A 26,210-nucleotide genomic window follows, 5' to 3' on the forward strand; every position below is an offset into this window, starting at 1 on the left:
CCTCCGATCGCTTGTGCGTCGACCGCTGTCGGTACCGAGGCTGCAGCCTCTGCCGGTGACTGGGCGGCAGGCGGCTTGGCGGCCGGCCGTTCGGCTTCATCGCTTGACTGCGCGGGCGCCGAACGGGCGACCGGCGCAACCGGTGCAGCCGGCACCGCAGCTTGCGGACGCGCTGCGCCGGCGGGCGTGGCCGACACCGGCTTCGCCGCGGCAGCACGCGGGGCCGGCACCGCACGCGGCGGCACGGACGGCTGGCCGCCCGGCGCGCTGCCGGCGCCAACGGCCGGCTCGAATGCGAGCATCCGCAGCAGCGTCATCGTGAAACCGGCGTATTCGTCGGGCGCAAGGCCAAGCTCGGCGCGCCCGACCGTCGCGATCTGATAGAACAATTGCACCTGCTCGGGGCTCAGCGTCTCCGCAAAACGACGCAGGTCGGCCGCTTCCGGCCATTCGTCGAGCACCGAGCCCGGCGCGAACTGCGCCCAGGCGATCCGGTGCAGCAGGCTCGCGAGATCCTGCAGCGCGGTCGAGAACGACAGGCTGCGCAACGACATCTCGTCGGCAATCGCGAGGATTTCCGGGCCATTGGCCGCCGCGAGCGCGTCGAGCAGGCGCACCATGTATGTCTGGTCGAGCGCGCCGAGCATGCCCGACACCGCCGACTCGGTCACCTCGTTCGCCGAATAGGCGATCGCCTGGTCGGTCAGGGACAGCGCGTCGCGCATGCTGCCCTGCGCGGCGCGCGCGAGCAGGCGCAGCGCCTGCGGCTCGAACGTGATCTGCTCTTCGCCGAGGATCCGCTCGAGATGCGACACGATGTGCCCGGCCGGCATCTGCTTCAGGTTGAACTGCAGGCAGCGCGACAGCACAGTCACGGGGATTTTCTGCGGATCGGTCGTCGCGAGGATGAACTTGACGTGCGGCGGCGGCTCTTCGAGCGTCTTCAGCATCGCGTTGAACGCGTGATTCGTCAGCATGTGCACTTCGTCGATCATGTAGACCTTGAAGCGCGCATCGACGGGCGCGTACACCGCGCGCTCGAGCAGCGCGGCCATTTCATCGACGCCGCGATTGCTCGCCGCGTCCATCTCGACGTAATCGACGAAACGGCCCTCGTCGATCTCGCGACAGGCACGACACACGCCGCACGGCTGCGACGTGACGCCGGTTTCACAGTTGAGCGCCTTCGCGAAGATCCGCGACAGCGTCGTCTTGCCGACACCGCGGGTTCCGGTAAACAGATAGGCGTGATGGAGACGCTCGCCGTCGAGCGCGTGCGTGAGCGCCCTGACGACGTGCTCCTGGCCGACGAGCGAAGCGAAATCCTTCGGACGCCACTTGCGTGCGAGAACTTGATAGGTCATCGGGAAATTGTATCAGTAACGCTGCGTCGCGCCGACACGCGAAACGGTGCGGAAGACGGGCAAGAGGCAGGTCGAACGGAGTGTGACGCAGAAATAAAAAACGCCCTGCGAACGGGGCGAGAAGGAAGGTGACGAGCCCAACCCTCGGCACTGGCGGAAAACGATTGTGGCTGCTTCGTTCCCGACCTGACCAGGTTCACCGCCCCACCATGCGAGGAGGCCCGTCACGGCATATTCTATCACCGCTTCCGGACGAATGCGACCGTTTGTTCGCATCAATGCGAATATCGCCGGGCAAACCGGCGCATCGCCCCTTCGCGCGGGCGGGATGCGGCCCGCCCCTTGCAATTGGCGGACCGGCCTCCATCTGCGTGGCACGACGGTCGAACGTCGCGTCGTACCCCTACTCGCGTAGCGGCTACTATCGCCGCCCGCAGCAGATAGCAATTTAGGCTAATATGACGCCCGAACGACCCGCGAGCCGCGGCATGCAGCGCTTACGCCCCTCCTTTCCGGAAAGGCGGAGTGACCTGCCGCAGCGGCCGGCAGCCTACGGCGGCCGGTACGCCGCAACGCGCAAGCAGGCAGTCCCCGAACCGTAAGAGGTATTGACCCAATGAGCGAACAGATCAAACACATCAGCGACGCATCGTTCGAACAGGACGTCGTCAAGTCCGACAAGCCCGTACTCGTCGATTTCTGGGCCGAATGGTGCGGCCCGTGCAAGATGATCGCCCCGATCCTCGACGAAGTCGCGAAGGACTACGGCGACAAGCTGCAGATCGCGAAGATCAACGTCGACGACAACCAGGCCACGCCCGCGAAATTCGGCGTGCGCGGCATCCCGACGCTGATCCTGTTCAAGAACGGCGCGGCCGCCGCGCAGAAGGTCGGCGCGCTGTCGAAGTCGCAGCTCACCGCATTCCTGGACAGCCACCTGTAATACTGGCAGTTCCGCGGACGTGTTGTCAGTCGGCAACACGTCCGCCGTCAAGCCGCCGATCGCTCGCTCAAGCGCGAATCGGGCTATGCTAGAATTAAAAAACGTCGACAAGACGCATTTAAGTCTCTGAGCGCTTCCGCTCGCCCTCCTCCCTTATTTCTTTCGTCGCATCTCCTCCCTGGCGGGTTCTCCGTATGCATTTATCCGAGCTCAAGTCTCTGCACGTCTCCGAACTGATCGAAATGGCCAATGGCCTGGAGATCGAAAACGCGAACCGCCTGCGCAAGCAGGAGTTGATGTTTGCCATTCTCAAAAAGCGCGCCAAGACGGGAGAGACGATCTTCGGCGACGGTACGCTCGAAGTGCTGCCGGACGGCTTCGGCTTCCTGCGCTCGCCGGAAATGTCGTACCTCGCGAGCACCGACGACATCTACATCAGCCCGTCGCAGATCCGCCGCTTCAACCTGCACACCGGCGACACCATCGAAGGTGAAGTCCGCACGCCGAAGGACGGCGAGCGCTACTTCGCGCTGGTGAAGGTCGACAAAGTCAACGGGCAGCCGCCCGAGGCCTCGAAACACAAGATCATGTTCGAGAACCTCACGCCGCTGCACCCGAACAAGCCGCTGTCGCTCGAACGCGAAATGCGCGGCGAGGAAAACGTCACGGGCCGCATCATCGACATGATCGCGCCGATCGGCAAGGGCCAGCGCGGCCTGCTCGTCGCGTCTCCGAAGTCGGGCAAGACCGTGATGCTCCAGCACATCGCGCACGCGATCAAGCAGAACCACCCGGACGTGATCCTGTTCGTGCTGCTAATCGACGAACGCCCGGAAGAAGTGACCGAAATGCAGCGCTCGGTCGCCGGCGAAGTGATCGCGTCGACGTTCGACGAACCGGCCACGCGCCACGTCCAGGTCGCCGAAATGGTGATCGAGAAGGCCAAGCGCCTCGTCGAAATGAAGCACGACGTCGTGATTCTGCTCGACTCGATCACGCGTCTCGCGCGTGCGTACAACACCGTGATCCCGGCGTCGGGCAAGGTGCTGACGGGCGGTGTCGACGCGAACGCGCTGCAGCGTCCGAAGCGCTTCTTCGGTGCGGCGCGCAACATCGAGGAAGGCGGCTCGCTGACGATCATCGGCACCGCGCTGATCGAAACCGGCAGCCGCATGGACGACGTGATCTACGAAGAGTTCAAGGGCACCGGCAACATGGAAGTGCACCTCGAGCGCCGTCTCGCGGAAAAGCGCGTGTACCCGTCGATCAACCTGAACAAGTCGGGCACGCGTCGCGAGGAAATGCTGATCAAACCCGAGATCCTTCAGAAGATCTGGGTGCTGCGCAAGTTCATCCACGACATGGACGAGGTCGAGGCGATGGAATTCCTGCTCGACAAGATCCGCCAGACGAAGAGCAACTCCGAGTTCTTCGACCTGATGCGCCGCGGCGGCTGATCGCCTCCGCTCCGCAACACGGCCGCCCGCGCACCCTGCCCGGCGGCCGTTTTTTGATCCCAACCTGAACGTGAACGTACAGGTTGATCTATAATCGCGTCATTGTCCCTTCGAATTCCCCGCACCCGATGCCGAACGATGCAGCCACCCCGCACCTGACCGTCAGCGACGCCGCGTCGCGACTCGGCGTCACGCCGCGCACGCTCAAATATTACGAAGAGCGCGGACTCGTCACGCCATCGCGCAGCGAAGGCCGCTACCGCCTCTACGACGAAGCCGACCTCGAACGCTTCGCGCGCATCCTGCGGCTGCGCGCGCTCGGCTTCTCGCTGCACGGCATCACCGAAATGCTGAAGCGTCCGCTGGAAGAAACGGGCGACGGCCGGCGCCGCTATTCGGATGCCTCGCTGCGCGACATCCGCACCGGCCTCGCCGAGCAGATCGATACGCTCGACCGGCGGATCGCGGCCGTCCAGCGCGAGTTGAAGGAAGCCGTCGCGCTGCGCAAGGAGTTGCAGCACGACATCGACTACGTCGAGCGGCGCCTCGCCGGCGAAAACGCGGATGAACTGATCGCGCAGCGGCGGGCCGAAGCCGGCGCGCGGCGCGCCCGCAAGGATCGCGAATGAACGCGGTGCCGGGCCGGCCGCCGCTGTGGAGCCGCGCAAACCTGCGGGGGGACCTGTTCCCGTGGGCACTCGCGCTCGTCACCGGCATCGACTACTTCGACAACGCCGTCTTCTCGTTCTTCGCGAGCTACATCGCGGGCGGCATCAACGCGTCGCCCGACGAACTGGTGTGGTCGTCGAGCGCGTACGCGGTCACGGCCGTGCTCGGCATCCTGCAGCAGCAATGGTGGGTCGACCGGCTCGGCCATCGCCGCTACGTCGCGGGCTGCATGCTGATGTTCTCGTTCGGCGCGATCGCGGCGGCGCTGGCCGACACGTCGCTGGAGCTCGCGTTCGCGCGCGGCTTCCAGGGCTATTTCATCGGCCCGATGATGGGCGCGTGCCGGATCCTGATCCAGATCAGCTTCAAGCCGCAGGAGCGGCCGCCCGCGACGCGCGCGTTCCTGATCATGATCCTGCTCGGCAGCGCGCTCGCGCCGATCGTCGGCGGGCTGCTGGTCGCGCATTCGACGTGGCGCGCACTGTTCGCGTGCACGGCGCCGGCCGGCATCGCGTTCGCGATCCTCGCGTTGCTCACGCTGCCCGATTCCGGCCGCACGCCGGACGACGAACGCGGTTCCGGACATTTCTGGCCGTACGTCGTGTTCGCGCTCGCGCAAGGGGCGCTGCAGATCGTGCTGCAACAGGTGCATTACCAGCTCTACAGCGGCTCGCCGATGCTGATCATGCTGACGTTCGCCGGGCTCGGCGCGCTCGCGTGGTTCGCGTATCACCAGTGGCACCATCCGACGCCGCTCGTGCGGCTGCATGCGTTTCGCGAGCGGACGTTCCAGGTCGGGCTGCTGCTCTACATGTTCTATTACTACGAGACGACGGGCTTCAGTTACCTGACGTCCCGGTTACTCGAGGGCGGGCTCGGCTATCCGGTCGAGAATGCCGGGCGCCTGGTCGGCACGATGTCGCTGATCTCGGCCACCGCGCTGTTCGCCTACCTGCGCTACGCGAAATTCGTCGCGCACAAGAAGTGGTTCGTCGTGCCCGGGTTCGCGATCGCCGTCACGGCCGCGCTGTGGATGACCCGGATGACGCCGCAGATCGGCGAAGCCGCGCTGATCGTCCCGTTGCTGCTGCGCGGGCTGCTGCTGCTCTTCATCGTGCTGCCGGTCGCGAATCTCACGTTCCGGATCTTCGCGATCGACGAATACACGCACGGCTACCGGCTGAAGAACATCGTGCGGCAACTGACGATCTCGTTCGCGACGTCGTCGGTGATCATCGTCGAGCAGCACCGCGTGGCCGTGCACCAGACGCGGCTCGTCGAGCGCGCGAGCGTGTTCGACCCGCTGTTCCAGCAGACCGTCGATGCACTGACGCGCAGCTATGCGGCCGCCGGCCACGCGCTGAACGACGCGCACGGCCTCGCGATCGCGTCGATCGCGCGGATGGTCGCGCAACAGGCGTCGTTCCTCGCGTCGCTCGACGGTTTTTACTTCCTCGCGGGCGTCGCGCTCGTCGGCGGTCTCTTCGCGGCATGGCAAAAACAGATCGATTGAGTTAAAAGACAGGCTTTGGATTTTCGTCCGCCGCCTCCATGCTTTCGAAACTGACCCGCTGGTTCGACGATCGCCGCCGCGACCGCGCGCTGCGCAGCCATCCGGTTCCCGACGCGCTGTGGCAGGAAACCGTCGAGCGCCTGCCGTTCCTCGCCGCCCTGCCGCCTGACGCGCTCGCCAGGCTGCGCGAGCTGACGAGCCTGTTCGTCGCGAAAAAATCGTTTTCGACCGCGCACGGGCTCGAACTGACCGACGCGATGATCGTCGCGATCGCCGCGCAGGCCTGCCTGCCCGTGCTGAATCTCGATTTGTCGCTGTACGACGGCTGGGTGGGCGTCGTCGTGTATCCGGGCGAATTCGTGATCCGCAAGACGGTGCAGGACGAGGACGGCGTCGTCCACGAAGTCGAGCAGGATGCGAGCGGCGAGGCATGGGAAGGCGGCCCCGTGATCCTGTCGTGGGAAGACGCGCAGATGACGGACGGCCGGGACGCGTACAACGTCGTGATCCACGAGTTCGCGCACAAGATCGACATGGTCAACGGCGCGGCCGACGGCTATCCGCCCCTGTTTCGCCGCTGGCATGCGCCGCACCTCGACGCGCAGGCGTGGGCCGACGTGTTCGAACATGCGTACGACCAGTTCTGCGCGCGCGTCGACGCGGTGCCGGATCGCGCATGGGCGCGCTTCGAGCGGGACTCGCTGATCGATCCCTATGCGGCCGATCACCCGTCGGAATTCTTCGCGGTGTGCAGCGAGGCGCTGTTCGTCCGGCCGAAAGCGTTCGAGTCCGAATTTCCGGAGCTGTACCGGCTGCTGGCGCGCTACTACCGGCAGGACCCGGCCGGCACCGGGGCCCTCGACGCGCCGTGAAAATTATTCGTCAACCGTCTGATTTTCTGGCATAATCGCCGTTTTTCGACCTTAGGCAAGTGGCTCGCGCCGGGCTTGGCGTCGGCCGAATCGCTCCCATCGGGGCGGCTCGACACGGCAAGCGGCGGGTTGGCTACCGCTATCACCAAGGAAAATCATGAAACCTGGCATTCACCCGGACTACCGCGAAGTCGTCTTCCAAGACATGTCGAACGGCTTCAAGTTCATCACGCGCTCGACGATCCAGACGCGTGAAACCATCGAACACGAAGGCAAGACCTACCCGCTCGCCAAGATCGAAGTGTCGTCGGAATCGCACTCGTTCTACACGGGTCAGCAAAAGATCATGGACACGGCAGGCCGTGTCGAGAAGTTCAAGAACAAGTTCGGCGCACGCGCCAACGGCAAGGCTGCAGCAAAGTAAGCCTTGCACCGTTCCGGTGGTTGCTACGCACCGGTACCGCACGAAAGGGCAGCCCAGGCTGCCCTTTTTTGTCTCTGCTCGCCCGGAAAGACGCCGCCCGGCGCCCGGGAAACGACCTGACGCACAACAGCGGGCGCGACTACAATGCCGGATGCTCGAAACCGGCTCGACCGCGCGCACCCGCGCCGGCCGCCTGCCCATAACAAATCGCTCATCTGCATGAAGCCTGTCGTCCGCCTCACCGCCTCCGCCACGCGTGCGCTGCCACGCTGGCTGCTGCTCACGCTCTGCTTCGTCTACGCGGCGTTCGGCCTGTTCGGCCGCGACCCGTGGAAAAACGAGGACGCGGCGGGCTTCGGCGTGATGTGGACGATGGCCAAGGGCGGCTGGCACGACTGGCTGCTGCCGAACCTGGTCGGCAAGTTCATCACGACCGACGGGCCGCTCGGCTACTGGCTCGGTGCGCTGTCGATCCGCGGCCTCGGCCCCTGGGTCGACGCGAGCAACGCGTCGCGCGTCGATACCGGCGTGCTGTTCTGCGTCGCATGCGCATTCGTCTGGTACGCGGCCTACCTGCTCGGCCGGCGCGCCGAGGTTCAACCGTTCAAATACGCATTCGGCGGCGAACCCGAGCCCCGCGACTACGGCCGCACGCTCGCGGACGGCGCGCTGCTGGTGCTCGTCGCCTGCTTCGGCCTCGCGGAACGCGGGCACGAAACGACGCCGCAGCTCGCGCAGTTCGCGTGGATCGCGATGCTCGTGTACGGGATCGTGCGCGGCATCGACAAACCGCTGCAAGGCGCACTGTGGTGGGGTCTCGCGATCGGCCTCGTTGCGCTGTCCGGCAACCCGGTGCTGGTCGTCGCACTGCTCGCGGGCACGGCCGCGCTGTGGCTCGTCACGCCCGAGATGCGCAACCTGCGCCTGCCGCTGGTCGGCGTGCCGCTCGCGGCCGCGATCTTCGCGCTGTGGCCGCTCGCCGCCTTCGTCGCGGCGCCCGACGACGCCGCGTGGTTCTTCAACCAGTGGATCCACGGCAGCCTGATGCGCTTTTCGGGCCCGCCGACGGCCGTGCTCGGCTATGCGGCGAAGAACCTGCCGTTGTTCACGTGGCCTGCGTGGCCGCTCGCGATCTGGGCGTGGTGGAGCTGGGCCGGCATGCGTCGTCGGGCGCACATCGCGATTCCGCTGTCGGTCGCCGTGCCGCTCGTCGCGCTCGTGATCCTGCAAAGCCAGCAGTCGAACCGCATGTACATGCTGCTGCTACCGCCGCTCGCGGTGCTCGCGACGTTCGCGCTGCCGACCCTCAAGCGCGGCGCGATCAACGCGATCGACTGGTTCGCGGTGCTGAGCTTCACGATCCTCGGCACCTTCGTGTGGCTCGTCTGGCTCGCGTCGCTCACCGGCTTCCCGCATCCGCTCGCGCGCAACCTCGCGCGCCTCGTGCCCGGCTACGAGCCGCATTTCAAGATCCTGTCGTTCATCTGCGCGGTGATCGTCACCGTGTGCTGGTGCTTCCTCGCGCGCTGGCGCGTGTCGCGACAGCCTAAGGTGCTGTGGCGCAGCGTCGTGCTGTCGAGCGCGGGCACCACGCTGATGTGGGTGCTGCTGATGACGCTGTGGCTGCCGATCGTCAACTACGGCCGGACCTATCGCGACGTCGCGCAACAGATCGCCGTGCACCTGCCGTCCGACTACGAGTGCATTTCGCCGGTGCGGCTCGGCGACGCGCAGATCGCGACCTTCGCGTATTTCGGCAACATGCGCTTCGATTTCTCCGGCGACTGCGACGTGATCCTGCGTCAGGACCGCGCCGACTTCGGCGAGCCGAGCGCGATGTCGCAATACGTGTGGCGTCTCGTCTGGGAAGGCCGCCGCGTCGCCGACCGCGACGAGCGCTTCCGCCTGTACGAGCGCATCGAACGGCCGAAGACGCCCGTCAAACGGCGTCCGCCGCGCCGCCAGGCGGCCGATTGACGATGTTCGGCGACATCCGCCGGATCGTCGGTCTCGCGTGGCCGGTGCTGGTCGGCCAGCTCGCGATCATCGCGTTCGGCGTGATCGACACCGCGATGGTCGGCCGCTACTCGGCCGTCGATCTCGCCGCGCTCGGGCTCGGCTCGTCGATCTACGTATCGATCTACATCGGCCTGACGGGTATCCTGTCCGCGCTGCAGCCGATCACCGGGCAACTGTACGGCGCGCGGCGCTATGCCGAGATCGGCGAGGAAGTGCGCCAGGCGCTGTGGCTCGCGCTGCTGCTCTCGATTCCGGGCTTCCTGCTGCTGCATTTTCCCGAGCCGCTGCTGCGCGTCGCGCACGCGCCCGCCGCGCTGCACGATCGCACCGTCGACTACCTGCGCGTCCTGTCGTACGGGCTGCCCGCCAGCCTCGTATTCCGCATCTATAACGCGCTGACCAACGCGGCCGGCAAGCCGCGGCTCGCGATGATCCTCCAGATCGGCGCGCTGCTGCTCAAGTTTCCGCTGAACGTGTGGTTCATCTTCGGCGGCTTCGGCGTACCGGCGCTCGGCGGCCCCGGCTGCGGGCTGGCCAGCACGCTGATCAACTGGGCGCTCGCGCTGATCGGCTACACGCTGCTCGCGAAGCTCGACGTGTTCGCGCCGCTCGCGATCTTCTCGCGCTTCTGCTGGCCCGTCTGGGCGCGCCAGAAGGCGATCCTGAAGCTCGGCGTGCCGATGGGCCTGTCGTACCTGATCGAGGTCACGTCGTACACGTGCATGGCGCTGTTCATCGCGCAGTTCGGCACGACGACGCTCGCCGGCCACCAGATCGCCGGCAACATCGGCGCGGTGCTGTACATGACGCCGCTGTCGATCGGCGTGGCGGCGTCGACGCTGGTCGCGCGCGCGCTCGGCGCGGGACGCGCCGAGGAAGCCCGGCTGCTCGGCCGGCACAGCGTGTTCTTCGCGTGCGGCGTGGCGGCCGCCTACGGCGTGCTCGTGTTCGCGCTGCGCCCGCTGATCATCGGCGGCTATACGCCGAACCCGGCCGTCGCCGCGGCCGCGATGCCGCTCGTCGCGATCGTCGCGTGCTACCACATGTTCGATGCGCTGCAGGTCACGTCCGCGTTCGTGCTGCGCGCGTACAAGGTGGCGGTCGTGCCGACCGTGATCTATGCGGTCGCGCTGTGGGGTGTCGGACTCAGCGGCGGCTACGTGCTCGGCTTCGACGTGGGCGGGATCGCGCCCGCGTGGCTGACCGGCGCGCGCGGCTTCTGGTTCGCGAACACGGTCAGCCTGATGCTCGCGGGCGCGGGGCTCGTGCTGTACCTGCGCCGCATCAGTCGCGCGCACGCCGCCTTGGCCTGACGCGCGGCGCGCTACGCGCTCTCCAGCACGTCGGCCGCGTGATACGACGACCGCACGAGCGGGCCGGCGACGACTTCCCTGAAACCGAGCGCGAGCGCCTCGTCGTGCCATGCGGCGAAAGCCTCCGGGCTCACGTAACGCCGCACCGGCAAATGGTGTTCCGACGGCGCCAGATACTGGCCGAGCGTCAGCACGTCGACCTCGTGCGCGCGCAGGTCGCGCAGCGTGTCGCGCACCTCGTCGTCGCGCTCGCCGAGCCCGAGCATCAAGCCCGATTTCGTCACGAGCGTCGGCCGCGCGGCCTTCGCCTGCGCGAGCAGTTCGAGCGAGCCGCGATAGTCGGCGCCCGGCCGCGCCGCGCGATACAGCGACGGCACCGTCTCGATGTTGTGGTTGAACACATCGGGCCACGCCGACGACAGCGCGTCGAGCGCACGCGCCACACGGCCGCGGAAGTCCGGCGTCAGCACCTCGACACCGATACCCGGCACGCTCGCGCGCACCGCCGCGATGCACGCGGCGAAATGCGCGGCGCCGCCGTCGCGCAGGTCGTCGCGGTCGACCGACGTGATCACGACGTAGCGCAACCCGAGCGCCGCCGCCGCGTCGGCCAGCCGCGCGGGCTCGTCGGGATCGAGCGGCTCGGGGCGGCCGTGCGCGACATCGCAGAACGGGCAACGCCGCGTACACAGTCCGCCCATGATCATGAAGGTCGCGGTGCGCTGCGCGAAGCATTCGCCGATGTTCGGACACATCGCCTCCTCGCAGACGGAATGCAGCCGATGCTCGCGCAGCACGGCGGCCATGTCGGCCACCGCCGCGCTCATCATCGGCCGCGCGCGCAGCCACGGCGGCTTCGGCAGCGCCGCGCCGGCCGCGGGCTCGACGCGCACCGGAATGCGCGCGAGCTTGTCGCGACTTCTCGCGCCGGGCTGGCCGAGCGCCGTGCGGCTGGGTCGTTCGAGCGCGGCGGTCATCGTCAGTCTCCGAGGAACGCGACGATCAGGCGGTTCACGTCGGCGGCCGCTTCCATCTGCACCATGTGCCCGCTGCCGGCGATCACCTCGGCACGCACGCCGTCCGGCAAGCCCTGCGCATGCTGCACGGGAATCACCTGGTCGCGCTCGCCCCAGATCACGAGCGTGCGCGGCGCCAGCGTCGCGAGCCGGTCACGGAACACACGCCGCTGCGCGGCGCCGTCGAACGCGGCGTGCGCGATCTTCTCCAGCGCGGCCTGCACGCCTTCGAGCCGCTTGTACTTGACGAGGTCCTCGACGAGTTGCCGCGTGACCAGCGCGTCGTCCGCGAACAGCGCGCCGAGGTGCGGTTTCAGCGTGTTGCGGCTGTTGCCGGCGACGAAGCCGTCGATGTACGCGCGGTTGATGTCGGTGCCGAGCCCCGCGCTCGCGATCAGCGTGAGCGATGCAACGCGTTGCGGTGCGCGCTCGGCCACCGTCATCGCGACCGCCCCGCCCATCGAATGGCCGATCGGGTGCGCGCGCTCGATGTGCTGCGCATCGAGCAGCGCGAGCACCGCGTCGGCCAGTTCGTCGAGGCTGCCGGTCTCGACCGCCTTGCCCGATTCGCCGTGGCCGGGCAGATCGAGCGCCCACACCGGCCGGTGCGCGGCGAGCTCCGCGTGGTTGAACAGCCAGTTGTTCAGGTCGCCGCCGAAGCCGTGGATCAGCACGGCGGGCGTGCCCGACCCCTCGCCCAGCTTCAGGAAGCGGACCGTGCGGCCGCCGATCTGCGCCTTCTCCGGCTGCGGGCCGGCCGCCTCGTCGGACGCCGCGCTCGGCACGAAATCGCGCTGGAAATCGGCGATCGCCGCGTCGATGTCGGCATCGCTCGCCTCGGCGGCCGCGACGACACCGAGCAGCGCGCCGACGGGCAGCGTCTCGCCCTCCTGCGCGACCTGCCGGCGCAGCGTGCCGTCGAATGCGCATTCGACACCCGACGAGATCTTGTCGGTCTCGACGTCGAGCACTTCGTCGCCCTTCGCCACGCGTTCGCCGACCGCCTTCAGCCAGCCGTTGACCTGCCCCTGCTCCATCGACAGCCCCCATTTGGGCATCGTGATCATGTGAATCGACATCGTGTCAGCTCCTCGTCTTGAGTACCGCCTGCGCAATTGCATCGGCGGACGGGATATACAGGTCTTCCAGCACGCCGGCGAACGGCGCGGGCGTATGCGGCGCGGTGACGAGCTCGATCGGCGCCTTCAGAGACCGGAACGCGCGCTGCGCGACGAGCGCGGCGATGTCGGTCGCGATCGAGCAGCGCGGATTCGCTTCGTCGACCACCACCACGCGCCCGGTGCGCGCCGCGCTTTCGAGGATCGTTTCCTCGTCGAGCGGCGACGTCGTGCGCAGGTCGATCACGTCGCACTGGATGCCGCCCTTCGCGAGCGTCGCGGCCGCGTCCATCGCGAGATGCACCATCCGGCCGTACGTGACGATCGTCGCGTCGTCGCCGTCGCGCAGCACGTTCGCCTCGCCGAACGGAATCGCATAGGATTCCTCCGGGACGTCGCCCTCACGCGTATAGAGCAGCTTGTGTTCGAGGAAGATCACGGGATCGTTGTCGCGGATCGCCTGGATCAGCAGCCCCTTCGCGTCGTACGGCGTCGACGGGCACACGACCTTCAGCCCCGGGATATGCGTGAACAGCGACGTGAGCATCTGCGAGTGCTGCGCGGCCGCGCGCAGGCCGGCGCCGTACATCGCGCGGATCACGACCGGCGTCACGGCCTTGCCGCCGAACATGTAGCGGAATTTCGCGGCCTGGTTGAAGATCTGGTCGAAACACACGCCCATGAAATCGATGAACATCAGTTCCGCGACGGGACGCATCCCGCACGCGGCGGCGCCGACCGCCGCGCCGATGTAGCCGCCCTCCGACAGCGGCGTATCGAGCACGCGGCCCGGAAACTTGTGGAACAGCCCCTTCGTCACGCCGAGCACGCCGCCCCATGCGTCGTCCTCGCCCGGCGCGCCCGCACCGCCCGCGTTGTCCTCGCCCATCACGATCACGCTGTCGTCGCGCGCCATTTCCTGCGCGAGCGCCTCGTTGATCGCCTGCGAATAAGTGATCTTCCTTGCCATGTCTGTCTCCTGGAATGTTCGGTTCGCCGTGCCGGCTGCTGGATCAGGCCGCGCTCACGGATACGACACGTAGACGTCGGCCAGCAGGTCGGCGGCATCCGGCAGCGGCGCCGCCTTCGCCTGCGCGACCGCGTCGTCGATCAGCGCCTTCACCTGGGCGTCGACCGCACGCAGGTCGTCGGTCGTCAGCGCTTCGGCGCGCACGACGCGGGCTTCGAAATGCTTCAGGCAGTCCTTCTCGTCGCGCAGCTTCTGCACTTCGCCCGGCGCCCGGTAGGTTTGCGCATCGCCCTCGAAGTGGCCGAAGTAGCGCGTGAACTTCACTTCGACGAGCGTCGGCCCGCCGCCGTTGCGCGCCCGTTCGACGGCCTCGCCGAGCGCCTCGTGCACCGCGAAGAAGTCGAAGCCGTCGACGATCACGCCCGGCATCCCGAACCCGTTCGCGCGATCGGCGATGTTGTCGGTCGCGACCGACCAGCTCGACGACGTCGCTTCCGCATAGCCGTTGTTTTCGGCGACGAAGATCGCGGGCAGCCGCCACACCGACGCGAGGTTCATCGATTCGAAGATCACGCCCTGGTTCGACGCGCCGTCGCCGAAGAAGCACACGCCGACGCCGCCCGTCTTCTTGTGCTTGGCCGCGAGCGCCGCGCCGCACACGAGCGGGCCGCCCGCGCCGACGATCCCGTTCGCGCCGAGCATCCCCATCGACAGGTCGGCGATGTGCATCGAGCCGCCCTTGCCGTGGCAGACGCCCGTCTTCTTGCCGTAGATCTCGGCCATCATCCCGTGCACGTCGACGCCCTTGGCGATGCAATGGCCGTGGCCGCGGTGCGTGGTGGCCACGTAGTCGTCGAGGCCGAGGTGCAGGATCGTGCCGACGGCGGACGCCTCCTCGCCCGCGTACAGGTGAACGAAGCCGGGTATCTCGCCGGTCGCGAATTCGACGTGCAGGCGTTCCTCGAATTCGCGGATCGTGCGCATCAGCCGATAGGCGTCCAGCAGCTTGTCCCTGCCGAGCTGTGTCGAAGCGGTCATGTGTGTCTCCTGGTAGGTCTGACTGCGAATGCCGCCCCGGCCATGCCGTGGCGGCGGATTGCACGGCCTGGGGCCGTCAGTGGAACGTGAAGCCGCCGTCGACGTTCACGGCCTGGCCCGTCACGTTGTCCATCGTCGCGAAGAACAGCGCGAGCCGGCCCATGTCTTCCGGGGTCTGCGCGCGGCCCTGCGGAATCAGCGTCAACTGGTGCCGCTGCCACGATTCCTCGACCGATTCGCCGTCGGTCTTCCATTCGTCTGACAGCCGGTCCCACATGTAGGTACGGACGATGCCCGGGCAGATCGCGTTGACGGTCACGCCGTCGCGCGCAAGCTCCTTCGCCAGCGCGTTGGTGAAGCCGACGACCGCGAATTTCGATGCGCTGTAATGCGCGAGATTCGGAAAGCCTTCCTTGCCCGCGATCGACGCGACGTTGATGATCCGGCCGCGCCCCTGCGCCTTCAGGTGCGCGAGCGCCGCCCGGCAGCCGAGGAACGTGCCCTTCGCGTTCACGTCCATCACGAAATCCCAGTCGCGCTCGGTCAGTTCGGCGACCGGATGAATGCTGATCACGCCCGCGCAGTTCACGAGGATGTCGAGCCCGCCGAGGTCGGCGAGCGCCTGCGCGACCATCGCGTCGACCTGCGCGGCCTGCGTGACGTCGACCTTCGCGATCGCGGCCCGCCGGCCGAGCGCGCGCACCTCGCGCGCGGTGGCGTCGAGCGCGTCGTCGAGCAGGTCGGCCAGCAGGATGTCGGCGCCGGCGCCGGCGAGCGTCAGCGCGATGCCGCGGCCGATGCCGCGCGCGCCGCCCGTGACGATGGCGACCTGTCCTTCGAGAGGGGCTGTCATGGCGATGTCTCCTTGATGATCGTGATGGATGTCGAAATGCCGGTGCGTGAAACCAACCGTCGATCGTTAGTCCTGCCACGCACCCGCGTCGCGCAGCAGTTGCCGCGACGACGCGTAGCGCAGCGTGCGGCCGACGTCGACCGTCAGCGGCCCGTGCCAGTCGAGCGCAATCTCGTAGCGATCGCCGCGCGCGACCTCGATCTCGCGCTCGCCGTCGAACGCGAGCGTGCCGCGCTCGAACGGGATCGCGTGCCACGTGTCCGGCTCGAGCCGCTCGCAACTGCGCATCACGACACGGTCGACGCGCCCCGGCGCGATCGGCGCGACGAGCGGCGTGCCGGCCGCGTTGCCGGCTTGCGCGAAGCGCATCGCGAGCCCGTGCGGCGCGCTGCGTTCGAGCGGCGCCCACGCGCCGCCGAGCGCGGACAAGCCGATGCCGTCCGGTTCCGCGAACGTCAGGTAGAGCGAATCGATGTCGTCGGAGCCGGAGATCGCGCGTGCGCCGATGAAGCGCTGCCGCGCGGCGCACACGTCGACGAGCGCGATCTCCTCGCGCCCCGGCTGCGCGCCCGCGACGCAGCGCACGACGAGCCGCTTGTTGCGCACGAACGCGACCTCGGCCGGCACGGCGCCGGTCGCGGCAAGCCCTGCGGCGACGCCGGCGACGGTCGCCTCGCGATGTTCGGGAAACGCGTTGTTGGTGCCGGTGGACAGCGCGACGAGCGGCGTCGCGCCGCAATGCGCGGCCACCGCGCGATGGGTGCCGTCGCCGCCGAGCACGACGATCAGCGCCACTTCCATCCGGTGCAGATAGGCCGCGCCGGCCTGCGTGTCGGCGACGGAATCGGTGATCGGCAAGTCGACGAATTCGACCTGCGGCCAGCGCTCGTGCGGCGCGACCGCGCGATGCGTGTCGATCGCGCGCAGCAGCAGCGTCGCGATACCCGTGCGGTCGCGCAGCGTCAGCACGCGCTCGACGCCCATCGCGCCAAGGCCGGCCAGCAGGCGCACGATCATGTTCGCCTTCTCCGCGGTCGGGAACACGGATGCATGCGTCGTGAGGCGGCGGATGTCGCGCCCCGAAGCGGGGTTCGCGATCACGCCGACGGTAACGGGCGTCGTCACGGATTTGTCTCCATCCAGTGGGCGGGGCCGGCGCATTGGCGCACGCATCGGCCCTGCCTGTTTCGTCCGCTGCCATCGACGGGCGGCGGATCGTCGTCGCCGACGCAATCGCACCGGCTTGCCCGTCATCTCTGCAAGCAGCGTGCCATCGCGCGTGCGATGGCCACGAAACCCGCGTCCGCACTGGCGCGGCGGGCACACGCGAATTCGGGATGCTTGGCCGTGACGACGCAGCACACATCGAATTCGCCGCGGCGTCTCACGTCGTCGATACGGCGACGTGGTCGTCGCGGCACCCGCGCCTGCCCGGCATTCCGCCCGCCAACCCCGCGTTCGCGCGGCGCCGCGCATGCAGCGCCGCGCCGGCCGAGCGCCGCACGCCACGCATGCGGCCGTCTCAACCGCGCGAGACACGGCGCGACACCGGTGAGACGACCGTCTCACGCGCGCCGCGTGCTGCGATGCAATGTGATCCGCAGGACCGGATGTGCTACAAGAACAGCGACATCCCCGCCGTACGGAACCGGAGCCGACCATGCCCTACGCCGTCCCCCAGGCCCAGCACGCCGATCGTGTCCTCGGCGCGCTCGCCGGACGCCTGCCCGCGCCGGCGGATTCCGCGCGTCTCGTGTCGTCGTGGCAACGATCGCTGGAGCGCTACCGTCTCGACCCCGCTTCGTCGATCGGCCCGCGCGTGCTGACCGCGGCCGAACTGCGCGAAGTGCGCGACAAGGAGGAAGCCTTCCTGCGCGCGTCGGGCCAGTGCCTGACGCGGCTGCACGACATGATCCGCGTCGCCGATTACTGCGTGATGCTGACCGACGCGCACGGCGTGACGATCGACTACCGGATCGACCGCGAACGCCGCAACGACTTCCGTCACGCGGGGCTGCACATCGGCTCGTGCTGGTCGGAAAGCGAGGAAGGAACCTGCGGTGTCGCGAGCGTGCTGACCGATCTCGCGCCGATCACCGTGCACAAGACCGATCACTTTCGCGCCGCGTTCACGACGCTCACCTGCAGCGCGGCGCCGATCTTCTCGCCGGGCGGCGAGTTGATCGGCGTGCTCGACGCGTCGGCCGTGCATTCGCCCGACGGCCGCGACAGCCAGCGCCTCGTCTATCAGCTCGTGCGGCAGAGCGCGGCGCTGATCGAGGACGGCTACTTCGTGCACAGCACCGCGCAGCACTGGATATTGTTCGGGCATCCGAACCGTCACTACGTCGAGGCGCAACCGGAGTGGCTGATCGCGTTCGACGAATGCGGCAACATCGTCGCCGCGAACCGGCACGCGCGCGATGCGCTGCCGGCGCTGCGCGAGCCGCGCCATATCGACGAGATCTTCGACGCGACCGAGATGCCGCTGCGCGATGCGGCGCGGCTCGATGCCATCGTCGCGCTGCGGGTGCGCGCGACCGGCGCACCGCTCTACGCGCGGCTGCGCGCGCCGCTACGACGCGCCGGCCGTGAACCGGCCGCTGCATCGCGCCGCCCGGGCACCACCGCGCCGCGTCACGTCGGCGCGCTGACGCCGTTCCTGCACAGCAGCGACGCGCGCATCGCGCAACAGGCCGAACTCGCGCTGCGCGTCGCGAGCAAGCGGCTGCCTATCCTCGTGCTCGGCGAAACCGGCGCGGGCAAGGAAGTGTTCGCCCGCGCGATCCACGACGCCGGCGCACGGCGCGCGCGGCCGTTCATCGCCGTCAACTGCGGCGCGCTGCCGGAAGCGCTGATCGAGAGCGAACTGTTCGGTTATGCGGCCGGCGCGTTCACCGGCGCACGCAAGCACGGCGCGCGCGGCAAGATCGCGCTCGCCGACGGCGGCACGCTGTTTCTCGATGAAATCGGCGACATGCCGCTCGCGCTGCAGACGCGCCTGTTGCGCGTCCTGGCCGACGGCGAGGTCGTGCCGCTCGGCAGCGATACGCCCGTGCGCGTCGATCTCGACGTGATCTGCGCGACGCACCGCGATCTCGGGCGGATGGTGGCCGACGGCACGTTCCGCGAAGACCTGTACTACCGGCTGAGCGGCGCGACGTTCGACCTGCCGCCGCTGCGCGAACGCGCGGACGTGCGCGACGTGATCGCCGCCGTGTTCGCCGAGGAAGCGCAAGCGACCGGCCACGTGCTCACGCTCGACGCGACGCTCGCCGAACAGCTCGCCGCGTATCCATGGCCGGGCAACGTGCGGCAACTGCGCAACGTGCTGCGCTATGCGTGCGCGGTGTGCGACGCCGCGCGCGTGACGCGGCGCGACCTGCCGACCGACCTCGCCGCGCAACTCGGCGGCGCGCCGGCGGGCGCGCTGCCCGACGACGAACGCAGCCGCATCGTCGCCGCGCTCACCATGCACCGCTGGCGGCCCGACGCGGCCGCCCGGGCGCTCGGCATGTCGCGCGCGACGCTGTACCGGCGCATCGCGAAGTACCGGATCGTCGCGCCGCACCGCGCGTGACGCACGGGCGCATGCCTGGTCATGCGGGCTGCCCGGCCGCTTCGTTCGGGTGGTCCGTCACGCCGGCCGCTTCGTCGCGCCGCGTGAACACCTCGTGCGCGGCGAACAACGCGTTGAGCGCGGCGGGCATCCCCGCATACACGGCCATCTGCATGAACACCTCGACGATCTCGTCGCGCGTGCAGCCGACGTTCAGCGCGGCCTCGATATGCACCTTCAGTTGCGGCTGCGCGTTGCCGAGCGCGGCCAGCGCGGCGATCGTCGCGATTTCGCGCGCCTTCAGGTCGAGCTGCGGCCGGCTGTAGATGTCGCCGAAGCTGAATTCGACCAGGAGCCGCCCGAAGTCCGGCGCGATCGGCGCGAGCGCCGCGATCACGCGTTCGCCCGCTTCGCCGTCGATTTCCTTGAGCTTGTTCCAGCCGCGCGTGTAGCGATCCTCAACGAGTCGTTCCATCGTGTCCGTCCTGTTCCGATAAAGAGTGAGAAGGTTTCGCCCGTCGTTCCGTTTCCCGTTCCCGCGCCTCGTAGTACGCGATCTTGTCGCCGATCGCGTCGAGGCTCGCCTGCAGCTCCGCGATATGCGCACGCACCGCGTCGCGATGCGCGACCAGCAAGTCGCGCCGCGCGCCGAACGTCGACTCGCCCTGCTCGCGCAGCACCGCGAACGCCTGCATCTGCGCGATCGGCATGCCGGTCGCCTTCAGGCGCATCACGAAGGCCAGCCAGTCAAGGTCGGCCGGCGCATAGAGCCGGTGCCCGGCCGCCGTGCGCGAGATCGCGCGCAGCAGCCCGGCCTGCTCGTAATACCGCAGCGTGTGCGTCGACACGCCCGTCAGTTCGGCGACTTGCCCGATCGTCAGCGGACCGGCGGCGGAGGGTTGGGATACGGTTTTCGACATGGCAGGAACAAGGTTAGGAGTTAGAGTTCACTCTAAGTCAAGCATTGTCTGACGGCCAGTGCGGCGTTTTTCCGCGCGCCCCTCGCAATACGCCGGCGACACCGTAAAGAATCGTCAAAATCGGCGCCCGGCATCGGGTTCGGCCTTTACAGCACCGCAAGCCTTCAGCAAGATTCGGTCAGCCTGTCTCAAAAAGGGCACGCATTTGTCCTATGCTTAACGCGACGCCCGGCCAACTCGCACGTCGCCGTCCGTTGCAACAACCATTCATCCGTCAGAACCAGGGAGCCTTTGCCATGCTGAAAAAGCTGCTGATGCTGTTCGTCGCGCTATCGCTGTCGCTTGCCGCAGGCCTTGCCGCGGCCGTCGAAGTCAACACGGCCGACCAGGCCGCGCTCGAATCCGTGAAGGGGCTCGGGCCCGTGAAGTCGAAGGCGATCATCGACGAACGCACCAAGAACGGCCCGTTCAAGGACGCCGACGATCTCGCGAACCGCGTGAAGGGCCTCGGTACCAAGTCGGTCGGGCATCTCGAGGAAAACGGCCTGACGATCGGCGGCGCGTCGACGCCGCCGAAGGGTGTGAAGCTGTCGAAACCGGCCGCGACGACGTCCGCGACCACGTCGACCACGACGTCGGCAGGCACCGCCGCGACGTCCACGACCGCGACGGCCGGCACGACGACCGCGGCGCCCGCGCCGGCGGCTAGTGCACCGGACGCGGCCGCCAAGCCGGCCAAGACCAAGCGCGCGTCGAAGAAGGAAAAGGCGGCAGCGGCGGCAGCGGCATCCGCCGACGCGGGTGCGAGCGCACCGGCGGCCGCGTCGTCCACGAAGGCAACGAAGGGTTCGAAGAAGAAGAGCAAGAAGGACAAGGCAGCCTCCGCCGCCGCGGCGTCGGGCGCCTGATGTGCGCCGCGCGCGCGACGGCGTGCGCGCGGCATTCGTTCAACGGGCGCCGTCGTCACGGCGCCCTTTTCAGTGAAGGTGAAGAACCATGGGTCTCCTCGACATCGTTGGCGGTCTGATCGGCGGCCAGGCCGGCGGCAACTCGCAAAGCGCGCTGATCACGACCGCGCTCGAATTCATCAACAACCAGCCGGGCGGCCTGAACGGGCTGATCGAGAAGTTCAAGGCCGGCGGTGCCGGCGAGATCATCGGTTCGTGGGTCGGCACCGGCGAAAACCAGCCGATCTCGCCGGACACGCTGCAGAACGTGCTCGGCTCGGACGTCGTCGGCTCGCTCGCGAGCAAGGTCGGCATCGATCCGTCGCAGGCGTCGTCGATCCTCGCGCAGGTGCTGCCGCACGTCGTCAACGGCGCGACGCCGAACGGTGAAGTGCCGGCCAGCGGCCAGGTGGACACGTCGAACGTGCTCGGCACGCTCACGCAGCTTGCCGGCATGTTCGGCGGCAACAAGCAGGCGTAAGCCCGCCGCGCAGCGGCCGGCATCCGGCATAGCGGTTTCGGCCGCTCCATATGCAAACACCCCGCCGAGGCGGGGTGTTTGTTTTTGCGCCCGGTGCGAACCGGGCACGCTGCCGATGGCAGGCGATCAGTGCACGACGCGGTCGAACACGAACTGGCCGTCGTTGACGTCGACCGGGATCACGTCCTTCGGACCGAAGCGGCCGGCGAGGATCAGCTTCGCGACCGGGTTCTCGATCTCCTGCTGGATCGCGCGCTTCAGCGGCCGCGCACCGAACACCGGATCGTAGCCGACCTTCGCGATCTGTTCGAGCGCCGCGGGCGACACGTCGAGCGCCATGTCGAGCTTCGCGAGCCGGTCGTGCAGGCGCGCCAGCTGGATCTTCGCGATCGACTCGATGTTGCTGCGGTCGAGCGCATGGAACACCACGACGTCGTCGATCCGGTTCAGGAACTCGGGGCGGAAATGCTGCTTCACCTCGAGCCACACCGCGTCCTTGATCTCGTCCTGCGGCGCGCCCGTCATCGCCTGAATCACCTGCGAGCCGAGGTTCGACGTCATCACGATGACCGTGTTCTTGAAGTCGACCGTGCGCCCCTGCCCGTCCGTCATGCGGCCGTCGTCGAGCACCTGCAGCAGCACGTTGAACACGTCCGGATGCGCCTTCTCGATCTCGTCGAGCAGGATCACGCTGTACGGCTTGCGACGCACGGCTTCCGTCAGGTAACCGCCTTCCTCGTAGCCGACGTAGCCCGGCGGCGCGCCGATCAACCGCGCGACACTGTGCTTCTCCATGAACTCGCTCATGTCGATGCGGATCAGATGCTCTTCCGAATCGAACAGGAACGACGCCAGCGCCTTGCACAGCTCGGTCTTGCCGACCCCCGTCGGGCCGAGGAACAGGAACGAGCCGTACGGACGGTTCGGATCGGCGAGACCCGCGCGCGAACGACGGATCGCGTCCGCCACCGCGCTGATCGCCTCGTCCTGGCCGACCACGCGCTCGTGCAGCTTTTCCTCGATGTGCAGCAGCTTCTCGCGTTCGCCCTGCATCATCCGCGACACGGGAATGCCCGTCGAACGCGACACGACTTCCGCGATTTCCTCGGCGCCGACCTGCGTGCGCAGCAGGCGCGGACGCGTCGGGTTGTGCTGCTCCTGCTCTTCGGCCTGCGTGACCTGCTTCAGCTGGGCCTCGAGCTGCGGCAGCTTGCCGTACTGCAGCTCGGCGACCTTCTCGAGCTTGCCTTCACGCTGCAGGCGCGCGATATCCGCCCGCACCTTCTCGATCTCTTCCTTGAGCTGCGCGCTGCCCTGCACCGCGGCCTTCTCGGCGGTCCAGATCTCTTCCAGGTCCGCATATTCGCGGCCGAGGCGGTCGATCTCTTCCTCGATCAGCTGCAGGCGCTTCTGCGACGCTTCGTCCTGCTCCTTCTTCACGGCTTCGCGCTCGATCTTCAGCTGGATCAGACGACGGTCGAGCTTGTCCATCTCTTCGGGCTTCGAATCGATTTCCATCTTGATCTTCGAAGCGGCTTCGTCGATCAGGTCGATGGCCTTGTCGGGCAAGAAGCGGTCGGTGATGTAGCGATGCGACAGCTCGGCCGCGGCGACGATCGCCGGGTCGGTGATGTCGACACCGTGGTGCAGTTCGTACTTCTCCTGCAGCCCGCGCAGGATCGCGATCGTCGCCTCGACGCTCGGCTCGTCGACGAGCACCTTCTGGAAGCGCCGTTCGAGCGCGGCGTCCTTCTCGATGTACTTGCGGTATTCGTCGAGCGTGGTCGCGCCGATGCAGTGCAGTTCGCCGCGCGACAGCGCCGGCTTCAGCATGTTGCCTGCATCCATCGCGCCTTCGGCCTTGCCCGCGCCGACCATCGTGTGGATTTCGTCGATGAAGACGATCGTCTGGCCTTCGTCCTTCGCGATGTCGTTGAGCACCGCCTTCAGGCGCTCCTCGAACTCGCCGCGATACTTCGCGCCGGCGAGCAGCGCGGCCATGTCGAGCGACAGCACGCGCTTGCCCTTCAGCGTCTCGGGCACTTCGCCGTTGACGATCCGCTGCGCGAGCCCTTCGACGATCGCGGTCTTGCCGACGCCCGGCTCGCCGATCAGCACCGGGTTGTTCTTGGTGCGGCGCTGCAGGATCTGGATCGAGCGACGGATTTCGTCGTCGCGGCCGATCACCGGATCGAGCTTGCCCGCGCGGGCGCGCTCGGTCAGGTCGACCGTGTATTTCTTCAGCGCCTCGCGCTGGCTTTCCGCATCCTGGCTGTGCACCTGCGAGCCGCCGCGCACCGCGGCGATCGCGGCTTCGAGCGACTTGCGCGTGAGGCCGTGCTGGCGCGCGAGCTTGCCGGCGTCGCCCTTGTCGTCGGACACGGCGAGCAGGAACATCTCGCTCGCGATGAACGTGTCGTTGAGCTTCTGCGCTTCCTTGTCGGCCTGGTTCAGCAGCCCGGCGAGTTCACGGCCGATCTGGATGTCGCCGCCCGTGCCCGTCACTTGCGGCAGGCGCGAAATGGCTTCGTTCAGCGCGCCTTGCAGCGCCTGCACGTGAACGCCCGCGCGCGACATCAGCGAGCGGGCAGAGCCGTCCTGCTGCGCGACCAGTGCCGCGAGCACGTGAACGGGTTCGATGTATTGATTGTCGCGGCCTGCCGCGAGGCTTTGCGCGTCCGCGAGTGCTTCCTGGAACTTGGTGGTGAGCTTGTCGATTCTCATTTAGTCGAGACCTCCAATTTTCGATTAACACCAAGATGAGGATGGTTATGCGGCTTTCAAGCGAAATTCGGGTTGATTCAGCGCAAAAATTGCCGGATCGCCTGAAAACGGTCCGGAGGGCGCGACGGGATGGGCGCGCGGGACGCCCGCGTGTCAGTGGGTCTTGGACGCCGGCTCGGCTGCCTGCGCTTCGTCCTGCACCGGCGCGGCACGCACGAGCACGGCCGGACGGATGCCGAGCAGCGACGCGAGCGGCGATGCAGGCTCGGCCAGTTCGCCGAGCGTATGACGATCGAGCTCCGCGAAGAAGGCATCGCGCGCGGCCGCCAGCACGCCCTTCAACCGGCACTGCGGCTCGATCACGCAGCCGCGCGACTCGACGCCGTCGGCCGAAAAGCAGCCGACCAGCGCGAAGTCGTTTTCGGTGGCCCGCACGACCTCGCCGACCGTCAGTTGCAGCGAATCGGCGAACAGCCGCAGCCCGCCGTTGCGGCCGCGCACGGTGTCGACCCAGCCCAGCTCGCCGAGCTGCTGGACGACTTTCATCAGATGGTTCTTCGAGATGCCGTAGGCGTCCGAGATCTCCTGGATCGTCGCGAGCCCTTCGCCGCGCACCGCCAGGTACAGCATCACGCGCAGCGAATAGTCGGTGTAGTCGGTGAGTCTCATGAGCGAATACGGAAAATATCGATCGTATCCCGATTATGTGAACCGGGCCGATCGATGGCGCCGTTGCGCGGCCCCGGGTTGCCGGGATCGCGGGCGCGCAATAAGATGCGTGACATCCACACGTTTTCCAGGGGTTGTTGGACGCTATTTTGCGTCAAAATCCGGCCGGCGTCCTGCTCGTCACCCGCGCCGCCCGCCCCGCTGCTGTCCCGCCGCTGCTCCGATCTACCGGCCCTTTTTGTCATGACTGCCCTGCCCGCATCGGCCCGCCCCCGCGACGCCGAGCCGACCGAAGACAATATCCGCGATCTCGTCTACGCGTTCTACGACCGCGTGCGCGCCGATCCGCTGCTCGGGCCGGTGTTCGACGCGAAGCTCGCCGGCCGCTGGGACGATCATTTGCCGAAGATGGTGACGTTCTGGTCGAGCCTCGTGCTCGGCACCAAGGGCTATCGCGGCAACGTGCAACAGGCGCACCAGCCGCTCGACGGGGTCGAGCCGGCCCATTTCAGCCGCTGGCTGTCGCTGTTCCTGAAAACGGTCGAAGCGCGCTACGCGCCGCCCGCGGCGATCCGCTTCATGGAGCCCGCGCTGCGGATCGCGCAGAGCCTGCAGTTGAGCCGGTTCGGTTGGGACTACCGGATTCCGCCCGAGCAGCAGGCGCTGCTCGACGCGATCGCGCCGCGCCGCCGCGACGCGGGCGACGATCCGCACGCGTTGCCGTCGCGCGCCCGCGGCGAGCCGTTTCCGACGAAGATCATCGGGCGCGGCATCGACCCGGACGCGTAACGCCCGTCGTGTGCGACACCGGCGCGCATGCGACACATCGCCGCACCGCCCGCGCGCCGCGCTCAGCTCAGCGCGGCGTGTTGCCCGACTCGACGCCCCAGCGCGCGAGCGCGGCGTCGTCGGTACTGCGCGCATCGACCCAGCGCTCGCCGTCCGGCGTCGTTTCCTTCTTCCAGAACGGCGCTTCGGTCTTCAGATAGTCCATCACGAATTCGCACGACGCGAATGCATCGCCGCGGTGCGACGCGACCGTCGCGACCATCACGATCTGGTCGAGCGGCAGCAGCCTGCCGACGCGATGCACGATCGCGACGTCGATGCCCGGCCAGCGCCGGCCGGCCTCGGCCGCGATCCGCTCGAGCGCCTTCTCGGTCATGCCGGGATAGTGCTCGAGCTCCATCGCGGCGACCGCATCGCCTTCGTTCAGGTCGCGCACCGTGCCGACGAAGCACGCGAGCGCACCGATCTTCGGGTTGCGCGCACGCAATGCCGCCACTTCGGCATTCAGGTCGAAATCGTCGGTCTGGACTCGTATCGTCGCCATGACAGCCG

Annotated in this window: 24 protein-coding genes and 1 other RNA gene; 12 read left to right on the forward strand and 13 right to left on the reverse strand. The window is 67.9% G+C overall.

Translation table 11 applies throughout. From position 1 onward, the window contains the following. Nucleotides 1–1,364 (reverse strand): DNA polymerase III subunit gamma/tau (dnaX, locus tag JMF86_RS08930; protein ID WP_201316960.1); only part of this gene is annotated, 1,364 nt, incomplete at its 3' end. Between the two features lie 127 nt (nucleotides 1,365–1,491). After that, an RNA gene (gene ffs, locus JMF86_RS08935) (signal recognition particle sRNA small type) lies at nucleotides 1,492–1,590 on the reverse strand. Between the two features lie 390 nt (nucleotides 1,591–1,980). Between ffs and trxA the strand changes: the two genes are divergently transcribed. The 8 genes from trxA (at nucleotide 1,981) to JMF86_RS08975 (ending at nucleotide 10,574) form a co-directional block, all read left to right on the forward strand. Next, the gene (gene trxA, locus JMF86_RS08940; protein WP_006402348.1) at nucleotides 1,981–2,307 is read left to right on the forward strand and encodes a thioredoxin TrxA; all 327 of its coding nucleotides are present in this window, start codon (nucleotides 1,981–1,983) and stop codon (nucleotides 2,305–2,307) included. Between the two features lie 194 nt (nucleotides 2,308–2,501). Continuing rightward, nucleotides 2,502–3,764, forward strand: a complete 1,263-nt coding sequence (rho, locus tag JMF86_RS08945; RefSeq protein ID WP_006478662.1) for a transcription termination factor Rho — start codon at nucleotides 2,502–2,504, stop codon at nucleotides 3,762–3,764. A gap of 128 nt (nucleotides 3,765–3,892) precedes the next feature. Then, the gene (locus tag JMF86_RS08950) at nucleotides 3,893–4,393 is read left to right on the forward strand and encodes a MerR family transcriptional regulator (RefSeq protein WP_011549679.1); all 501 of its coding nucleotides are present in this window, start codon (nucleotides 3,893–3,895) and stop codon (nucleotides 4,391–4,393) included. After that, complete coding sequence (locus JMF86_RS08955) at nucleotides 4,390–5,946, forward strand: MFS transporter (RefSeq protein WP_011549678.1); 1,557 nt, start codon at nucleotides 4,390–4,392, stop codon at nucleotides 5,944–5,946. Before JMF86_RS08950 ends, JMF86_RS08955 begins: the two co-directional genes overlap by 4 nt. 38 nt (nucleotides 5,947–5,984) lie before the next feature. Further along, nucleotides 5,985–6,818 carry a zinc-dependent peptidase gene (locus JMF86_RS08960; protein ID WP_011549677.1) on the forward strand — a complete coding sequence of 278 codons (834 nt, stop codon included), beginning with the start codon at nucleotides 5,985–5,987 and terminating at the stop codon, nucleotides 6,816–6,818. Nucleotides 6,819–6,975: 157 nt separating this feature from the next. Then, nucleotides 6,976–7,242, forward strand: a complete 267-nt coding sequence (locus tag JMF86_RS08965) for a type B 50S ribosomal protein L31 (RefSeq protein ID WP_011549676.1) — start codon at nucleotides 6,976–6,978, stop codon at nucleotides 7,240–7,242. A gap of 144 nt (nucleotides 7,243–7,386) precedes the next feature. Continuing rightward, nucleotides 7,387–9,219 carry a glycosyltransferase family 39 protein gene (locus JMF86_RS08970; RefSeq protein ID WP_006478657.1) on the forward strand — a complete coding sequence of 611 codons (1,833 nt, stop codon included), beginning with the start codon at nucleotides 7,387–7,389 and terminating at the stop codon, nucleotides 9,217–9,219. A 2-nt stretch (nucleotides 9,220–9,221) separates the two neighbouring features. Next, complete coding sequence (locus JMF86_RS08975; protein WP_011549675.1) at nucleotides 9,222–10,574, forward strand: MATE family efflux transporter; 1,353 nt, start codon at nucleotides 9,222–9,224, stop codon at nucleotides 10,572–10,574. Nucleotides 10,575–10,585: 11 nt separating this feature from the next. Here the strand turns inward: JMF86_RS08975 and lipA are convergent, their stop codons facing one another. The 6 genes from lipA to JMF86_RS09005 form a co-directional block, all read right to left on the reverse strand. Then, nucleotides 10,586–11,551, reverse strand: a complete 966-nt coding sequence (gene lipA / locus JMF86_RS08980; protein ID WP_011549674.1) for a lipoyl synthase — start codon at nucleotides 11,549–11,551, stop codon at nucleotides 10,586–10,588. 2 nt (nucleotides 11,552–11,553) lie between these two features. Further along, on the reverse strand, nucleotides 11,554–12,669 hold the full coding sequence (locus JMF86_RS08985; protein WP_201316961.1) for an acetoin dehydrogenase dihydrolipoyllysine-residue acetyltransferase subunit: 1,116 nt from the start codon (nucleotides 12,667–12,669) through the stop codon (nucleotides 11,554–11,556). Between the two features lie 4 nt (nucleotides 12,670–12,673). Further along, complete coding sequence (locus JMF86_RS08990; protein ID WP_011549672.1) at nucleotides 12,674–13,678, reverse strand: alpha-ketoacid dehydrogenase subunit beta; 1,005 nt, start codon at nucleotides 13,676–13,678, stop codon at nucleotides 12,674–12,676. A gap of 54 nt (nucleotides 13,679–13,732) precedes the next feature. Continuing rightward, nucleotides 13,733–14,716: a thiamine pyrophosphate-dependent dehydrogenase E1 component subunit alpha gene (locus JMF86_RS08995; RefSeq protein WP_011549671.1), complete on the reverse strand. Its 984-nt coding sequence runs from the start codon at nucleotides 14,714–14,716 to the stop codon at nucleotides 13,733–13,735. A 76-nt stretch (nucleotides 14,717–14,792) separates the two neighbouring features. Continuing rightward, the gene (locus JMF86_RS09000) at nucleotides 14,793–15,569 is read right to left on the reverse strand and encodes an SDR family NAD(P)-dependent oxidoreductase (protein ID WP_011549670.1); all 777 of its coding nucleotides are present in this window, start codon (nucleotides 15,567–15,569) and stop codon (nucleotides 14,793–14,795) included. Nucleotides 15,570–15,635: 66 nt separating this feature from the next. Next, nucleotides 15,636–16,694 carry an ATP-NAD kinase family protein gene (locus JMF86_RS09005; RefSeq protein ID WP_054927898.1) on the reverse strand — a complete coding sequence of 353 codons (1,059 nt, stop codon included), beginning with the start codon at nucleotides 16,692–16,694 and terminating at the stop codon, nucleotides 15,636–15,638. A gap of 535 nt (nucleotides 16,695–17,229) precedes the next feature. Between JMF86_RS09005 and JMF86_RS09010 the strand changes: the two genes are divergently transcribed. Further along, nucleotides 17,230–19,149 (forward strand): sigma-54-dependent Fis family transcriptional regulator, encoded by a 1,920-nt coding sequence (locus tag JMF86_RS09010; RefSeq protein ID WP_011549668.1) that lies wholly within the window; start codon nucleotides 17,230–17,232, stop codon nucleotides 19,147–19,149. A gap of 19 nt (nucleotides 19,150–19,168) precedes the next feature. Here the strand turns inward: JMF86_RS09010 and JMF86_RS09015 are convergent, their stop codons facing one another. Both JMF86_RS09015 and JMF86_RS09020 read right to left on the reverse strand, forming a co-directional pair. After that, the gene (locus tag JMF86_RS09015) at nucleotides 19,169–19,603 is read right to left on the reverse strand and encodes a carboxymuconolactone decarboxylase family protein (protein ID WP_011549667.1); all 435 of its coding nucleotides are present in this window, start codon (nucleotides 19,601–19,603) and stop codon (nucleotides 19,169–19,171) included. Further along, the gene (locus JMF86_RS09020) at nucleotides 19,587–20,048 is read right to left on the reverse strand and encodes a MerR family transcriptional regulator (protein ID WP_006478649.1); all 462 of its coding nucleotides are present in this window, start codon (nucleotides 20,046–20,048) and stop codon (nucleotides 19,587–19,589) included. Before JMF86_RS09020 ends, JMF86_RS09015 begins: the two co-directional genes overlap by 17 nt. Before the next feature lie 296 nt (nucleotides 20,049–20,344). Between JMF86_RS09020 and JMF86_RS09025 the strand changes: the two genes are divergently transcribed. After that, nucleotides 20,345–20,956 (forward strand): helix-hairpin-helix domain-containing protein, encoded by a 612-nt coding sequence (locus JMF86_RS09025; protein ID WP_011549666.1) that lies wholly within the window; start codon nucleotides 20,345–20,347, stop codon nucleotides 20,954–20,956. Between the two features lie 88 nt (nucleotides 20,957–21,044). Further along, nucleotides 21,045–21,476 carry a YidB family protein gene (locus JMF86_RS09030; RefSeq protein ID WP_006478647.1) on the forward strand — a complete coding sequence of 144 codons (432 nt, stop codon included), beginning with the start codon at nucleotides 21,045–21,047 and terminating at the stop codon, nucleotides 21,474–21,476. Nucleotides 21,477–21,602: 126 nt separating this feature from the next. Here the strand turns inward: JMF86_RS09030 and clpB are convergent, their stop codons facing one another. Both clpB and JMF86_RS09040 read right to left on the reverse strand, forming a co-directional pair. After that, entirely contained in the window at nucleotides 21,603–24,200 is a 2,598-nt protein-coding gene (gene clpB, locus JMF86_RS09035; RefSeq protein ID WP_011549665.1) for an ATP-dependent chaperone ClpB, read from the reverse strand. 153 nt (nucleotides 24,201–24,353) lie between these two features. After that, a complete protein-coding gene (locus tag JMF86_RS09040) occupies nucleotides 24,354–24,869 on the reverse strand; it encodes an Rrf2 family transcriptional regulator (RefSeq protein WP_011549664.1) in 516 nt (171 codons plus the stop codon). A 243-nt stretch (nucleotides 24,870–25,112) separates the two neighbouring features. On the opposite strand from JMF86_RS09040, the gene JMF86_RS09045 reads away from it, so the two are divergent. After that, complete coding sequence (locus tag JMF86_RS09045; RefSeq protein ID WP_201316962.1) at nucleotides 25,113–25,658, forward strand: group III truncated hemoglobin; 546 nt, start codon at nucleotides 25,113–25,115, stop codon at nucleotides 25,656–25,658. A gap of 67 nt (nucleotides 25,659–25,725) precedes the next feature. Here the strand turns inward: JMF86_RS09045 and JMF86_RS09050 are convergent, their stop codons facing one another. Beyond that, on the reverse strand, nucleotides 25,726–26,202 hold the full coding sequence (locus tag JMF86_RS09050) for a molybdenum cofactor biosynthesis protein MoaE (RefSeq protein ID WP_011549662.1): 477 nt from the start codon (nucleotides 26,200–26,202) through the stop codon (nucleotides 25,726–25,728). Between the last annotated feature and the right edge of the window lie 8 nt (nucleotides 26,203–26,210).

This window comes from Burkholderia sp. E168m15 (assembly GCF_016586105.1).
GTDB lineage: Bacteria > Pseudomonadota > Gammaproteobacteria > Burkholderiales > Burkholderiaceae > Burkholderia > Burkholderia orbicola.

What these genes read in the sequence shown, in the direction of transcription:
- trxA (WP_006402348.1), top strand. Translation starts at nt 1,981, where the DNA reads ATGAGCGAACAGATCAAACACATCAGCGACGCATCGTTCGAACAGGAC.
- rho (WP_006478662.1), top strand. Translation starts at nt 2,502, where the DNA reads ATGCATTTATCCGAGCTCAAGTCTCTGCACGTCTCCGAACTGATCGAA.
- JMF86_RS08950 (WP_011549679.1), top strand. Translation starts at nt 3,893, where the DNA reads ATGCCGAACGATGCAGCCACCCCGCACCTGACCGTCAGCGACGCCGCG.
- JMF86_RS08955 (WP_011549678.1), top strand. Translation starts at nt 4,390, where the DNA reads ATGAACGCGGTGCCGGGCCGGCCGCCGCTGTGGAGCCGCGCAAACCTG.
- JMF86_RS08960 (WP_011549677.1), top strand. Translation starts at nt 5,985, where the DNA reads ATGCTTTCGAAACTGACCCGCTGGTTCGACGATCGCCGCCGCGACCGC.
- JMF86_RS08965 (WP_011549676.1), top strand. Translation starts at nt 6,976, where the DNA reads ATGAAACCTGGCATTCACCCGGACTACCGCGAAGTCGTCTTCCAAGAC.
- JMF86_RS08970 (WP_006478657.1), top strand. Translation starts at nt 7,387, where the DNA reads ATGCCGGATGCTCGAAACCGGCTCGACCGCGCGCACCCGCGCCGGCCG.
- JMF86_RS08975 (WP_011549675.1), top strand. Translation starts at nt 9,222, where the DNA reads ATGTTCGGCGACATCCGCCGGATCGTCGGTCTCGCGTGGCCGGTGCTG.
- lipA (WP_011549674.1), bottom strand. Translation starts at nt 11,551, where the DNA reads ATGACCGCCGCGCTCGAACGACCCAGCCGCACGGCGCTCGGCCAGCCC.
- JMF86_RS08985 (WP_201316961.1), bottom strand. Translation starts at nt 12,669, where the DNA reads ATGTCGATTCACATGATCACGATGCCCAAATGGGGGCTGTCGATGGAG.
- JMF86_RS08990 (WP_011549672.1), bottom strand. Translation starts at nt 13,678, where the DNA reads ATGGCAAGGAAGATCACTTATTCGCAGGCGATCAACGAGGCGCTCGCG.
- JMF86_RS08995 (WP_011549671.1), bottom strand. Translation starts at nt 14,716, where the DNA reads ATGACCGCTTCGACACAGCTCGGCAGGGACAAGCTGCTGGACGCCTAT.
- JMF86_RS09000 (WP_011549670.1), bottom strand. Translation starts at nt 15,569, where the DNA reads ATGACAGCCCCTCTCGAAGGACAGGTCGCCATCGTCACGGGCGGCGCG.
- JMF86_RS09010 (WP_011549668.1), top strand. Translation starts at nt 17,230, where the DNA reads ATGCCCTACGCCGTCCCCCAGGCCCAGCACGCCGATCGTGTCCTCGGC.
- JMF86_RS09015 (WP_011549667.1), bottom strand. Translation starts at nt 19,603, where the DNA reads ATGGAACGACTCGTTGAGGATCGCTACACGCGCGGCTGGAACAAGCTC.
- JMF86_RS09020 (WP_006478649.1), bottom strand. Translation starts at nt 20,048, where the DNA reads ATGTCGAAAACCGTATCCCAACCCTCCGCCGCCGGTCCGCTGACGATC.
- JMF86_RS09025 (WP_011549666.1), top strand. Translation starts at nt 20,345, where the DNA reads ATGCTGAAAAAGCTGCTGATGCTGTTCGTCGCGCTATCGCTGTCGCTT.
- JMF86_RS09030 (WP_006478647.1), top strand. Translation starts at nt 21,045, where the DNA reads ATGGGTCTCCTCGACATCGTTGGCGGTCTGATCGGCGGCCAGGCCGGC.
- clpB (WP_011549665.1), bottom strand. Translation starts at nt 24,200, where the DNA reads ATGAGAATCGACAAGCTCACCACCAAGTTCCAGGAAGCACTCGCGGAC.
- JMF86_RS09040 (WP_011549664.1), bottom strand. Translation starts at nt 24,869, where the DNA reads ATGAGACTCACCGACTACACCGACTATTCGCTGCGCGTGATGCTGTAC.
- JMF86_RS09045 (WP_201316962.1), top strand. Translation starts at nt 25,113, where the DNA reads ATGACTGCCCTGCCCGCATCGGCCCGCCCCCGCGACGCCGAGCCGACC.
- JMF86_RS09050 (WP_011549662.1), bottom strand. Translation starts at nt 26,202, where the DNA reads ATGGCGACGATACGAGTCCAGACCGACGATTTCGACCTGAATGCCGAA.